Annotated in this window: 8 protein-coding genes and 3 pseudogenes; 7 read left to right on the top strand and 4 right to left on the bottom strand. The window is 66.3% G+C overall.

What is annotated here, in order from left to right; all coding sequences use genetic code 11:
* Window positions 1-65: 65 nt before the first annotated feature.
* A pseudogene (locus tag Q8Q80_RS19305) lies at window positions 66-693 on the top strand (transposase); the annotation flags it as partial.
* Window positions 666-743: pseudogene (locus Q8Q80_RS19880) on the top strand (hypothetical protein); the annotation flags it as partial. The pseudogenes Q8Q80_RS19305 and Q8Q80_RS19880, both read left to right, overlap by 28 nt.
* A 96-nt stretch (window positions 744-839) precedes the next feature.
* Here Q8Q80_RS19880 and Q8Q80_RS19300 read toward each other — a convergent pair.
* Entirely contained in the window at window positions 840-3,569 is a 2,730-nt protein-coding gene (locus Q8Q80_RS19300) for a cation-transporting P-type ATPase (RefSeq protein WP_305634722.1), read from the bottom strand.
* A gap of 295 nt (window positions 3,570-3,864) precedes the next feature.
* Here Q8Q80_RS19300 and Q8Q80_RS19295 point away from each other — a divergent pair, with 295 nt between their 5' ends.
* The 5 genes and pseudogenes from Q8Q80_RS19295 to Q8Q80_RS19275 all read left to right on the top strand — a co-directional run bounded on the left by Q8Q80_RS19295 (window position 3,865) and on the right by Q8Q80_RS19275 (window position 7,638).
* A complete protein-coding gene (locus Q8Q80_RS19295; RefSeq protein WP_305634720.1) occupies window positions 3,865-4,290 on the top strand; it encodes a hypothetical protein in 426 nt (141 codons plus the stop codon).
* 207 nt (window positions 4,291-4,497) lie between these two features.
* Entirely contained in the window at window positions 4,498-5,640 is a 1,143-nt protein-coding gene (locus tag Q8Q80_RS19290) for a patatin-like phospholipase family protein (protein ID WP_305634718.1), read from the top strand.
* Complete coding sequence (locus Q8Q80_RS19285; protein ID WP_305634716.1) at window positions 5,637-7,058, top strand: GntP family permease; 1,422 nt, start codon at window positions 5,637-5,639, stop codon at window positions 7,056-7,058. The genes Q8Q80_RS19290 and Q8Q80_RS19285 overlap by 4 nt, the downstream gene beginning before the upstream one ends.
* Window positions 7,059-7,119: 61 nt before the next feature.
* Window positions 7,120-7,473: pseudogene (locus tag Q8Q80_RS19280) on the top strand (transposase); the annotation flags it as partial.
* Complete coding sequence (locus Q8Q80_RS19275) at window positions 7,459-7,638, top strand: transposase (protein WP_305634897.1); 180 nt, start codon at window positions 7,459-7,461, stop codon at window positions 7,636-7,638. The pseudogene Q8Q80_RS19280 and the gene Q8Q80_RS19275, both read left to right, overlap by 15 nt.
* 167 nt (window positions 7,639-7,805) lie before the next feature.
* Here Q8Q80_RS19275 and Q8Q80_RS19270 read toward each other — a convergent pair whose 3' ends face one another.
* From Q8Q80_RS19270 to Q8Q80_RS19260, 3 genes are read right to left on the bottom strand one after another with little or no spacing between them, the layout of a single operon-like run.
* Window positions 7,806-9,497: a SulP family inorganic anion transporter gene (locus Q8Q80_RS19270; protein ID WP_305634713.1), complete on the bottom strand. Its 1,692-nt coding sequence runs from the start codon at window positions 9,495-9,497 to the stop codon at window positions 7,806-7,808.
* Window positions 9,498-9,504: 7 nt separating this feature from the next.
* Window positions 9,505-10,335, bottom strand: a complete 831-nt coding sequence (locus Q8Q80_RS19265) for a spherulation-specific family 4 protein (protein ID WP_305634711.1) — start codon at window positions 10,333-10,335, stop codon at window positions 9,505-9,507.
* Between the two features lie 56 nt (window positions 10,336-10,391).
* On the bottom strand, window positions 10,392-13,370 hold the full coding sequence (locus Q8Q80_RS19260; protein ID WP_305634709.1) for an EAL domain-containing protein: 2,979 nt from the start codon (window positions 13,368-13,370) through the stop codon (window positions 10,392-10,394).
* Between the last annotated feature and the right edge of the window lie 84 nt (window positions 13,371-13,454).

Here is a 13,454-nt window from a genome sequence, read left to right as displayed (position 1 = left end):
GCGGTGAATCGCCCCGGTTTTTCTAGACACCCTGTAGCCTCACGATCGAAGCATGACGGAGGTGTATGGATGAGAGGAAGTCGGGTCGTCGCGTCACTGAAGAATTCAAGGTTGAAGCGGTCAAGCTGGTCACCGAGCGTGGCCATCCAGTCGCAGAGGTTGCCGCGCGCCTTGGTGTCAGCACGTACAGCCTGTACGGCTGGATCAAGCGCTAGTCGCCAAGTCCAGCTCAGCGGGTACAGCAAGACGGTCAAACCGATGGGATTCGACGCCTGAAGGCGGAGTTGCGCCGGGTGAGCGAGGAGCGTGACATCCTGAAGAAGGCAGCCGCGTACTTTTCCAATCAGTCCGGGTGAAGTACGCCTTCATCAAGGCCCACGAGATGCAGTATCGCGTACGGCGAATGTGTTCGGTAATGCGTGGTATCCGAGTGGTTATTGCGCGTGGCGCGCACAGCCCGGGTCGGCTCGCGCCCAAGAGGATGCCCGGCTGGGAGCGCTCATCCGCACGAGTTGGAAAGAGAGTGGATACGTATATGGGTATCGCAAGATCAACAACGATCTGCGTGACCTGGCTGAGCGCTGTGGCAAGCATCGCGCAGCGCGTCTGATGCGCCTGGCGAAGATGAAGTCACAGACAGGGTCCGGGCGCAGGCCGCTCTTTCGATCCGGCAAACCGGCCGCGGTAGCGCCGACCTCATCGTGATGGGATCGCACGGTCGCACCCGTGTCGCGCGCGTGGTCCCGGGCAGCGTGGCTGGCAAGGTGCTGATGCTGTCGCCGATGCAGGTGATGATCGTCAAGGAGGGCGGCATCCCGGCGCGATCGAGCAGCCAGCGTTCATGGAACCGCGCCAAGGCGTCGCAGCACGGCCTTCTCGACCTCGAGGATCATCAGCAGCCCGACGCCAACCGCCATGATGCGCGGGCCCCAGGCCAGCGGCAGCGCCTCGGTGCGGAACAGCTGCTGCATCACCGGCGCATAGGTGAATAGCAACTGCAGCGCCAACACGCCGCTGACGGCGGCCAGCACCCGTGGCGTGCCGCGAACCCCCTGCCACGTGAAGGACGGGGACTTCAGGTAGCGCACGCTGAACAGATAGAACACCTCCATGCACACCAGCGTGTTGACCGCCACCGTGCGTGCCGTCTCCACGCTGGCACCGTGCCACAGCGCCCACTCGTACATGCCGAAGATGCCCGCCAGGAAAAGGGACGAGACGAACACGATGCGCCAGACGAGGAAGCGCGACAGCAGCGGTTCGCCGGCGGGCCGGGGCGGTCGGCGCATGACGTCGGCTTCGGTCGGCTCGAACGCGAGCACCATCGCCAGGGCGACCGAGCTGACCATGTTCACCCAGAGAACCTGCGCCGGCAGGATCGGCAAGGCCACGCCCAGCAGCACGGCCAGCAGCAGGGTCAGCGACTCGCCGCCGTTGATCGGCAGCAGGAAGGTGACGGTCTTCTTCAGGTTGTCGTAGACGGTGCGGCCTTCTTCGACCGCGTGGGCGATCGACGCGAAGTTGTCGTCGGCCAGCACCACGGCGCCGGCCTGCTTGGCGGCTTCGGTGCCCTTCATGCCCATGGCCACGCCGACATCGGCCTGCTTGAGCGCCGGTGCATCGTTGACGCCGTCGCCGGTCATCGCGACGATCTCGCCGTTGGCCTTCAGCGCGCGCACCAGGCGCAGCTTGTGCTCGGGGCTCGCACGCGCGAACACGCGTGCATCGCGCACCGCCTCGCGCAGGGCCGCGTCGTCCATGGCCTCGATCTCGGGCCCGGTGATGGCGCGATGGTCCTCGCCCATGCCGAGTTGGCCGGCGATGGCACTGGCGGTCACGCCGTGGTCGCCGGTGATCATCACGACGCGGATGCCGGCGGCATGGCATCGTGCCACCGCCTCGACGGCTTCCGCGCGCGGCGGATCGATGATGCCGACGATGCCCAGCAGCGTCAGCCCCGGTTCGACATCGCTGTGACGAAGGTCCTGCCGGCCGGCCGGCAGTTCGCGCTCTGCCAGCGCCAGCACACGCCGCCCGGCGCGAGCCTGGGCGTCGATGGCATCGCGCCACACATCAGCCGCCAGCGGCTGCGCGCGGCCGTCGGGTCCGGCCTGCTGCGTGCACATGGCAAGCACCCGCTCGGGCGCTCCCTTGAGCAGCAGCACCGTGGCATCGCCGCGGGCATGCAGCGTGGCCATGTAGCGGTGTTCGGACTCGAAGGGGATGACGTCCAGCCGCTCGCGGTCGACTTTGATCCCGGCCGGGTTAAGGCCGGCCTTCATCGCCAGGGTGAGCAGGGCGCCCTCGGTCGGGTCGCCGGCCAGGTGCCAGCCCGTGTCGTCTTCATGCAGGCTGGCGTCGTTGCACAAGGCGGCGACCTCGGCGAGGCGCAGCACCACCGGGGCGGCCGCTGACAGTCCCGCGGTGTCGATGGCCTGGCCGTCGAGCATCAGGGGGCCCTGCGGCGCGTACCCCGCCCCTTGCACGTCGAGCGTCTGCCCGGCACAGACTACCGACTGCACGGTCATCTCGTTGCGGGTGAGCGTGCCGGTCTTGTCGGAGCAGATGACGGTCACCGAGCCCAGGGTCTCCACCGCCGGCAGGCGACGGATCACTGCATGGCGCCGCGCCATGCGCTGTACGCCGATCGCCAGCGTGATGGTCAGGATGGCCGGCAGGCCTTCGGGGATCGCCGCCACCGCCAGGCCGACTGCGGCCATGAAGGTCTCGGCGGCCGACATGCCGCGCACCAGCGTGCCGAACAGGAACAACAGCGCGGCAGCCCCAAGGATCACGAACGTCAGTCGCTGGCCGAAGACGGCCATCTTCGCCAGCAGCGGCGTCGTGCCTTCCTCGACCGAAGCCAGCATGCGCCCGATGCGGCCGATCTCGGTGGCGGCTCCCGTGGCCACGACGACCGCCCGCGCCTGGCCCTGGGTCACCAGCGTGCCGGCATAGCCCATGCACAGGCGGTCGCCGATGGACGCATCGGCGGCCACCGGGCCGGTTTCCTTGTCCACCGGCACCGACTCGCCGGTGAGGGCGGATTCGTCGACACGCAGGTTGCGCGCATGCAGCAGGCGCACGTCGGCCGGGATGCTGTCACCCGACGCCAGCAGGACGATGTCACCGGGCACCAGGTCCGCGGCATCGATGTCGTGCTGCCGGCCGTCGCGCAGCACCACCGCGTGCGGCGAGAGCAGATGGCGGATCGCCTGCAATGCCCGCTCGGCCTTGCCTTCCTGCACGAAGCCGATCAGGGCATTGAGCACCACGACCGCAGCGATGACCCCGCCGTCGATCCAGTGGCCGATCGCCACGGTCACCACCGCAGCCACCATCAGCACGATCAGCAGCAGGTTGTTGAACTGGCGGGCCAATCGCGCGAGCAGCCCCGGGGGTGGCGCCTCGGCCAGACGGTTGGGGCCGTGCATCGTCAACCGGCGACTGACCTCCGCCTGATCGAGGCCATGGGGCCCCGAACCCAGTGCAAGCAGGACGTCAGTGCTCTCGCACGCGTGCCAGTTGCTGCGCTTGTCTTGTGTGGTCAATACAGCTTCAGCTTGCAAGGAATCCTCCATCAACCGTGTGGCACATCGAAGCCTCCAGTGTGATACCGCCGGCTCGGCAGTGTGTCCAAGGGTAAAGCTTCAGTGTGGCGCCTGGTTCCACTCCCGGGATTGAGATGCGTCAATGACCCGGCCGCCATGTCTCCTGCGCGGGTTCAGGGGAAGAGGGAACGCCGGAGTGCAGGGCAGAGAACCTCAGATTTGTGCGATGGAACGCCCATAAGGATGCGAGCTCTCCCTGTTCATCGGTGAGCCTGAAGTGGCGGCGCAGATACCACAAACCCAGGAGCAAGCCATGCACTCGGTCGCATCTCAGGCAGTCGATCCTTCCGCCATGCCGTTGGCCATCGTGGTATCGGCCAATGGACGCATCGACTCCTGCGTGGTGGCTGAGCTCGAACGGCTGCAGGACTTTGATCGATTGGGGGTGCAGCGCGACCGCTTCCGGGGTGCGGCCGAGTCGGCTCTGGAGGAGATTGGCATTCCCCTGAGCCAGACGCAGCGGTTGCGCTCGAGTGACCGGTCGCTCATGATGGCACTGCAACGGGTCGTGGGCGACCCCGGGCATCGGCTTCTGGTATGCCGACTGTCGGCCGCAGTGATCACGGCCGACGGTCGGGTCACCGGCGACGGCCGCCAGGTGTATGCATCGCTGCCGGGCTCTTGGGGCGTGACGCAGACGATGCTGGCGCACGCCATCATGCAGGATCATCTGCACTGAGCGAGGCGTTGCACGACGACAGCGATGCAGGGCCCGTTGGTCCCGTCCGTCGCGAGGTCGAGTCGACGCACTCCAGCGAGATACCCGTCGACTTGGTGGTCAAGGGTGGCCAAGGCCAGTCACGATCTTGGGAACTGGCGCTCGGTGGCATCACCCGGACCCCGCTCGGTATGATCGCGGTGCCCGCACTGATGTCACACTGATTCCATGGTCATCCCAAGACGTTCCCGTACACAACGACAGCCCATCGACCTGGCCTTGCAGGGCGGAGGCGCCCACGGCGCCTTCACCTGGGGCGTGCTGGATCGCCTGCTTGAGGAACATTCACTCGTGCTGGCGGGCATCAGCGGCACCAGCGCCGGCGCGATGAACGCAGTGGCGCTGGCCTCGGGGCTGACGGATGGCGGACGCGAGGGCGCGCGCGCGGCGCTGCGGCGCCTGTGGGAGCGCGTGGGCGGCATGGGACGCTGGCCCGATGGCGTGCAAGCCGGCTCGAGCCAGATGGCCACCGAGTCGTCGTTCCCGGGCTGGCCGCTGGCACCGTGGCTGGCGCCGGCACGCGCCTGGGCCGAACTGTGGGCCTCGCCTTCGCAAGCCTGGGCGCGCGGTGCGCAGGCGTGGTGGTCGGAGGCGATCGGTCGCAACTTTTCGCCCTACCAGCTCAACCCGCTGAACCTGAACCCGCTGCGCGACATGCTGGCGCAGACGATCGATTTCGACGCCGTGCGCCGCTGCGACAAGCTGCAGCTCTTCATCTCGGCCACACACGTCAAGAGCGGCCGCCTGCGCATCTTTCGCCAGCGCGAACTCACTGCCGACGTGGTGCTGGCCTCGGCCTGCCTGCCGCTGCTGTTCCAGGCGGTCGAGATCGACGGTGAAGCCTACTGGGACGGCGGCTTTGCCGGCAACCCGTCGCTGCTGCCGCTGATCACCGAAAGCCCGGCTGACGACCTGCTGCTTGTGCAGATCAATCCGCATCTGCGCGAGAGCGTGCCGACGACCGCGCGCGACATCCTCGACCGCATGAACGAGGTGACATTCAACACCAGCCTGCTGAAGGAACTGCGTTCGATCGCCTTGCTGAAGCATCTGATCGAGGCCGAAGGCCGCCCGGGCCACCACTACCGGGAGGCGACCTTCCAGCGCGTCGAGGCCCTGCGGGTGCATCGCATCGACGGCGGCGGGCCGCTCGCGGAGCTGGGCGCGTCGTCCAAGTCCGATACGCGCTGGAGTTTCCTGTCACGACTGCATGGACTCGGGCGCGAGGCCGCCGAGCGCTGGCTGCACGCGCACGGCAGCGACCTGGGGCGCCGATCCACCTTCGACCTGGGCCGGGAGTTCCTCGAATGACCAGCATGGCCGGCATCGTGCTCGCGCTCGTGCTGCTGATGGCGCTGGCCTACCGCGGCGTGAGCGTTCTCGTGCTGGCACCGCTGTGCGCACTGCTGGCAGTCCTGTTCAGCCCCGACGCGCCGCTGTTCGCGAGCTACACCCAGGTGTTCATGAAGGCCCTGGGCGGTTTCGTGATTGCTTTCTTCCCGCTCTTCCTGCTGGGTGCGGTGTTCGGCAAGTTGATGGAGGCCAGCGGCGCGGCCCTGGCCATCGCGCAGGCCATCGTGCGATGGCTGGGCGCGCAACAGGCGGTGCTGGCGATCGTTGCCGCCTGCGCCGTGCTCACCTACGGCGGCGTGTCGCTGTTCGTGGTGGCCTTCGCGGTGTTTCCGATTGCCGCCGCGCTGTTCCGCGAGGCGCAGATTCCCAAGCGCCTGATCCCGGCCACGATCGCACTGGGCGCGTTCACGTTCACGATGACGGCGCTGCCGGGCACGCCGGCGATCCAGAACGCCATCCCGATGCCATTCTTCGGCACCACGCCGTTCGCGTCGCCTGGGCTGGGGTTGATCGGCGGCGCCGTGATGCTGGGCTTCGGCTGGTGGTGGCTCAGCCGGCGTGCCGCGGCTGCCCGACGGGCGGGGGAGGGTTATGGCGCCGAAGAAGTCGCGCCTGCGCAGTCCGATGCGGCAGCGGCGGACGCCCCCCCGGCCATGCCGTTCGGCATGGCCATCGCGCCGGTGGTGCTTGTCATCGCGCTCAACTACCTGCTCTCCACCTGGCTGTGGCCTGCGCTGGACACTTCGTACCTGGCCGAAGCCCGGTTTGGCGCCACCTCCGTTCAGGCCGTGCGCGGCATCTGGGCGGTCATCGGCGCCCTCGGTGCCGCCATCGTGCTGCTGACCGTGCTGTGGTGGCTGGCAGAGCGGGCACGTCGCGGGCAGGGTATAGCCTTGAAGACAGTGCTGGAGGAAGGGGCGGGGGCCTCGGTCATGCCTCTCATGAACACGGCCTCGCAGGTGGGATTCGGCGCCGTGATTGCGTCGCTGGCCGGCTTTGCGCTGATCCGGGACGCCGTGCTGGGCATCGCGCCGGGCAACCCGCTGGTGTCGATGTCGATCGCGATCAACATCCTGGCGGGCATCACCGGCTCGGCATCGGGTGGCATGAGCATTGCCCTGCAGACCCTCGGGGCCACCTGGCTGGAGATGGGGCGCGCTGCCGGCATCGCGCCGGACCTGCTGCACCGGGTGACCGCCATTGCGACCGGGGGGCTCGATGCGCTGCCGCACAACGGCGCCGTCATCACCTTGCTGGGCATCTGCAAGCTCACGCATCGGCAGAGCTATCTGGACATCTTCGTGGTGGCGGTCGCCGTGCCGGTGCTCGCACTGGTGTCGGTGGTGACGCTGGGCAGCCTGTTCGGCAGCTTCTAGGAGTCTGCGCGGCAGAAGCGTTACGGGGGCAACAAAGAATCGATGAATGCGTTCGATGGGAATGACTGCGAGCTACCTACCTTACGATCCGAGCCAGGCCTTGCTTCTTCCACCGGCGTTGCAGGAGTGGTTGCCACAGGGGCATCTGGCCTACTACATCAGCGACACGGTGGATGCGCTGGACCTGAGCGCTTTTCATGCGCGTTACGCCGGCGGCGGGCCGCGCAACCAGCCGTTCGATCCGGCGATGATGGTCAAGATTCTGCTCTACGCCTACGCCACGGGCGTGTTCTCCTCGCGCAAGATCGCCAGCAAGCTGCGTGAGGACGTGGCATTCCGGGTGCTCGCAGCGAGCAACTATCCGAAGCACCGGACGATCTGCGACTTTCGTGCGCGGCACCTGAATGAACTGGCGGCCGGTCCGACCGAGGCGATCGTCGAACCGCCCAACGGCTGGATCAAGAACATCCTCGGTTTGCGCCAGTTCAGCTTGCGAGGTGTCGACACGGTACGCCGCGAATTCAAGCTCGTCTGTCTGGTACTCAACCTGCGCCGCATGAGCTATCTGGTGCCGACATGAGGGACCGAGATGAGGCCAAGCCATTCCCCACCGTGCAGATGGCGCTCGCTTGAGCCCTCGCGCCCGCCCGCCAGATGCAATGAACCCATGATCACGCCTCGCCTGTCGCCCGCCAATCGTTTGCGCCATGCGCTATCACGATCAGGGTGGCGCTGCCGCGCAGACTCCTAGGCGTAGGCCACCGCAGGCTCACGCGGACGCACCGACTGCGCCCGCAGCAGCGCATCGGTGATGTTGCCGGCGATGTTCTCCTCGCCCAGCCGGTCGGCGAAGCCCGAGCGGCGGATCAGCGAACCCGGCTGTTCGTTCAGGTCACACAGGATGAGCGTGGCGCCGCGCCGGGCGAGGTTGCGCTGCAGTGTCTGCAGGATGTCCAGCCCGGTGGTATCGATGCTGATCACCTTTTCAAGGTCGAGGATGACCGCGTCCGGGTGACCGTCCTGCATCAGCAGCAGGTTTTCCAGCTTGTTGGCGGCGCCGAAGAAGAGCGAGCCGGTCAGCCGGTAGGCCAGGATGCGCGGCGTGCCATCGGGCCGGGCGAGCGCCTCGACGCCGTAGAAGTCCTCCAGCGGCAGGCGCTCGATGCGCGTCAGGTCGGACATGCGGTAGATGAAGAACAGGCTGGCCAGCGCCATGCCCAGTTCGACCGCCAGCGTCAGGTCGAACACCACGGTGACGAAGAAGGTGGCGAGCAGGATGGTGCGGTAGGGCGTCGAGTAGCGCGCCAGTTCCTTCGGCGCGAAGGCGTGCCATTCGCCCATGTTGACCGCCACGACGACGACGATGGCCGACAGCGTGGCGAGCGGAATGTGGCTGGCCAGCGGCGCCAGCGCCAGCACGATGGTCAGCAGCACGCCGGCGTGGATGATGCCGGCCACCGGCGTGCGGCCACCGGTGCGCACATTGGTCGCGGTGCGCGCAATGGCGCCGGTGGCGGCGAAGCCGCCGAACAGCGGCGCCGCGACATTGGCGATGCCCTGCGCCATCAGTTCCTGGTTCGGGTCGTGGCGGTCATCGATCTGGCTGTCGGCGATGCGCGCCGACAGCAGCGATTCGATGGCGCCCAGCAGTGCGATGGTCAGTGCCGGAGCGATCAGCTTGCCGAGCAGTCCGAAGGAGAGGGCCGGCAGGCCGATGTCCGGCAGCTCGCGTGGAATGCCGCCGAAGCGGCTGCCTATCGTGTCGACCGGCAACTGGATGAAGGCATTCACTGCGGTCGCGATGACCAGCACCGCCAGCGGGCCGGGCAGGCGACGCATCCACGCCACCCGCTTTGCCAGCTGGTTCCAGCCCAGCAGCACGGCCAGCGACGCACACGACAGCGCGAGCGTGGCGCCGTCGAGCGTCGGCAGCGCCCGGTACAGCGCTTCCATCTTGCCGAAGAATTCGCCCGGCAGACTGTCGACACGCAGGCCGAGGAAGTCCTTGATCTGCGATACGAAGATGACGACCGCGATGCCGTTGGTGAAGCCGATGACGACCGACAGCGGGATGAAACGGATCATGCTGCCGAGCCGGAACGCGCCCATGGCAAGCAGCATGACGCCGGACATCATGGTGGCGATCAGCAGGTTCTGCACGCCGTAGTCGACGACGATGGCGTAGATGATCGGTATGAAGGCGCCGGTCGGACCACCGATCTGCACCCGCGAGCCGCCCAGCGCCGAAACAAGGAAACCGGCGACGATGGCGGTCCAGATGCCGGCTGTCGGCGACATGCCGCTGGCGATCGCGAACGCCATGGCCAGCGGCAGCGCGAGCACGCCGACCGTGATACCCGCCGACAGGTCGCCGGAAAATTGCCCGCGGTCATAGCCGCGCAGCGTGTCAAGCAGCTTGGGTCGGAACTGGATGTTCATGCCTGACTCAGCGCCTGCCCTGGCGGGTGCTGCCCCTGAGGCGGGCCGCGATCAGCGCCAGACCGGCCAGCAGACCGGCCCATGCGGACGGCTCCGGCACGGCGGCCACGCGGGCAGTTTCAGCCGCCCAGTACGATGGCAGCGTATCCCACGGATTGTCGCCGCCGTCGTCGGTGACATAGACGTGGCCGACGTTGTGCGCCCGCGCCGTGTCGATGACGGCGCGCATCGCATCGGCGTCCGCCACGTCATAGACCAGATGCGCGAAACGCGTGGCGTCGTGCGAGGCGGACCACGCATCCGGCTCGTAGCCGGCGTACTCGGCGGCCGGACTTTCGAAGGTGACCAGCACGTCGGCCGTTCCGAGGTACGACTCGGGCGTCTGCGTGCCCGGGTTGGCGACGATGTGGTTTCGCTCGAAGCCGCCCTTGATGTAGGCATGCAGCGACTGGTAATAGCCGAGGTGCTGCGCGAGATTCGACACCTCGTCGAGAAAGATGCCATCGACGCCGTACTGGGCGTAATAGAGGTCGATTTCCGCCTTCACCACCGTTTCGCTGCGCGCGCCATAGCCGGTGTACACATAACCGATCAGGCGGCCGCCGGCGGCCTGGAAGGCGTTTGCCACCGCTGCGTAGTCGCTGTCAAAGGCCGCGCCGGGTCCGCTGTCGGGGTTCAGGATGGCGGTGATGGCCACGTCCGGCGCGGCTTCGGCCAGCGTCTGCCAGTAGGCGACGCCATCATCCACCGGATAGAAGTAGGCGGGTACCAGCAGTTCGAGTGCGCTGACGGTGTGGCTGCTGAACATGATGACGGCACTGGCAATGAATTTGTTCATGACGATTCCGGATCGGGCGATGCACGGATCATCCGGTCATTGTGCAGCCTTGTCGATCACAGCGGCTGCGCACCCTGTTCGAGGAAGGCTTCGAACGCCTCGGCGGTGAGCGGACGGGCGAACAGATAGCCTTGCGCATAATCGCAGCCGGCCTGGATCAGCAGGTCGCGCTGTCCGGCAGTTTCCACGCCTTCGGCGATCACCTTGATGCCCAGCTTGTGCGCCATGACGATCATCGCCTCGCACAGCGCCAGCTCGCTCGAATGCGGCGCCAGGCCCTGCACAAACGAGCGATCGATCTTCAGGTAGTCGATGGCGAACTTGTTCAGATAGGACAGCGACGAATAGCCGGTGCCGAAATCGTCCAGCGACACCTGGACGTGCGCTTCGCGCATGCGACGCAGCTTTTCGAGCACCTGCGCATCGGCGTCGAGCAGCGTGCCTTCGGTGATTTCGACCGTGACCAGTTCGCCGGTCGCATCGGCCTGAAGCAGCACATCGACGATGTCGGGATACTGCGACTTCTTGTTGCGGAACTGCACCGGTGACTGATTCACGCTGATCTGCACCGGCTCGTCGAACTGCTGCTGAAGATAGAGCGCGAAGGCCAGCGCGGTGCGCGCGATCCAGTCGCCCAGCTCCATGATGAGGCCGGTCTCTTCGGCAATCGGAATGAAATCGGCCGGCGACACGATGCCGCGTTCCGGGTGATTCCAGCGGATCAGCGCCTCGGCCTTGCGGGTCTGCCCGGTCGCCAGATCGACGATGGGCTGATAAACCATGTAGAACTGCTTTTTTGCGATCGCCTCGTGCATGTCGCCGACCAGGCGCATGCGCCTTTCGGCACGCTGCTGCATCGATGGCGTGAAATAGCTGAGGCGGTTGCGGCCCAGATGTTTGGCGTCATACATCGCCTGATCGGCCTGCTTGAGCAGATCTTCGATGCAGCGCGCATCATGCGGATAGAGCGTGATGCCGATCGAGGCCGTCACGTACACCAGTTCCGATTCGAGATGGAAAGGGCGCTGCAGGGCATCGAGGATGTTCTGCGCGATGCGCTCGGCCGTGTCCATGTCGTCGAGCCCCGGCACGACGACCGTGAATTCGTCGCCGCCCAGACGCGCCACGAGATCGGTCTCGCGCAGGCAGGACGACAGGCGCTGCGCCGCCAGTTGCAACAGCAGGTCGCCGCGGTGGTGGCCGAGCGTGTCGTTGACTTCCTTGAAGCGGTCGAGATCGATGAACATGACCGCCAGCGGCTGACCGGTGCGGCGCGACTGGCGTAACTCGTGATCGAGCCGGTCGAGCAGCATGAGCCGGTTGGGCAACTGCGTCAGCGCATCGTAATTGGCCTGGCGCCAGATGATGTCCTCGGTTTTCTTCTTTTCGTTGATGTTGCGCACGATGCCGAGCACCGCCGGCGCGCCCTTGAAGATGAAACGCGAGGCGATCAGTTCGATCCAGATGACCTCGACACCGCCCTTGCGCAGGAACTTCGCCTCGTACTGACGCACCGGTTCGATGGCACTGCTGATGCGCTGGACGAAGCGTTCGGTCCACAGTTCAAGAAAGTCCGGATGCACGATCTGGTCGAAGCGCAAGCCGGTGAATTCGTCCGGCGTGTAGCCCAGCATCTGCGGCAGCGCCGGGTTGCTGAACACGAAGCGGAAATCCTGCGACACGAACACGCCGTCGGCCATCGCGTTGAGCAGCGCGCGGTGGCCGAACTCGGCGGCTTCCAGTTCCATCAGCACGCGCCGGCGATCCGTCACGTCGGTGTGCGTGCCGACCATGCGCAGCGGCTCGCCAGCATCATCGCGACTGACGATCTTGCCGCGATCGAGTATCCAGCGATACGCGCCGTCCTTGCAGCGCACGCGGTATTCGTTGATGAAGGCCGTGGTTTCGCCGCGCAGGTGTGCCTGCACATCCGCCCTGACCGACGGCAGGTCATCCGGATGTACACGCGATGTCCATTCCGTCAGATCCGACCCTATTTCGTGCTCTTCGAAGCCCAGCATGCTTTTCCAGCGCCGGCTGAAGAAGACGGTACTGTCGGGAATGTTCCAGTCCCACAGTCCGTCGCCCGAGCCTTCGATGGCAAATTTCCAGCGGATTTCGCTGTCGAGCAGTTTCTGTTCGGCCCGTCGCTGCAGCGTCAGATCGCGCCAGGTGGTGATGAACACCTGGCGGCCCTGCATCGTCAGCACGGTTAGCAGCACCTCGACAACCAGCGTGTCGCGGTACGGACTGCATATAGCCCACTGGAAGCGATGGCTGCCTTCGCGCAACGCGATGTCCATCATGTCCACTGCCTTGCCGGCCGAGTCCCGACCGTCGGGCTGCCGCAGCGGTGAAATGTCCGCCGGGCTGAGAGCGTGTATTTCGTCCCGGTCCGGATAGCGGAGCATTTCCATCGCCGCCGGATTCCAGTCGATGAACACGCCTGATGCCGGGTCGAGCAGCAGCATCGGATCGGCGAAGTTTTCGAACAGCAGCCGGAAGCGCCTGTCGTCTTCGGCCTTGGTGGTCACCCGTCTGAGCGCGCGCATCAGTTCGAACTGGTCCATCACCATCCGGGCCAGCGCCTGCAGCTGGGTCGCCGCGCGGGGAGCGAGCTGGCGGGGCTGGCGATCGGCGATGCACAGCACGCCGAGGGCGCGGCCGTCGTCGGCCCTGAGCGGAACGCCCGCATAGAAGCGCAGACCGAGCGGACCCGTAACCAGCGGGTGGTCGCGCTCGACCTGCGCGGCCCGGGCGTCTTCGACGATATAGGGGCCGTCCTGATGGATGGCGGACGAGCACAGGCCGTTGCAGCGCGGAATCTCGCGTACATCGAGACCGTGCGTTGACTTGAACCACAGTCGGTCGGCATCGACCAGGGTGACGAGGGCCAGCGGCACCTGCATGAGTTCGGCCGTCAGCGCAGTGATGTTGTCGAAGCGCTCATCGCGCGGCGTATCGAGTATGTCGTAGCGTCTCAGTGTGTCGAGACGCTTCGATTCCTCATCAATGGACGTATCCCTGTCGTGCATGCCGAATGTGTGCTGACTGCCCTGTTGTCGGGTCTTTCCGGCGCACGCCGGGGCGCCTGCCATCGGCGCCCCGTTGCAGGTTTC

The sequence above is a fragment of the Methyloversatilis sp. genome (genome assembly GCF_030698125.1).
Lineage (GTDB): Bacteria > Pseudomonadota > Gammaproteobacteria > Burkholderiales > Rhodocyclaceae > Methyloversatilis.
Note: the sequence above shows the minus strand (reverse complement) of the source record. Positions and strands in the feature narration are given on the sequence as shown.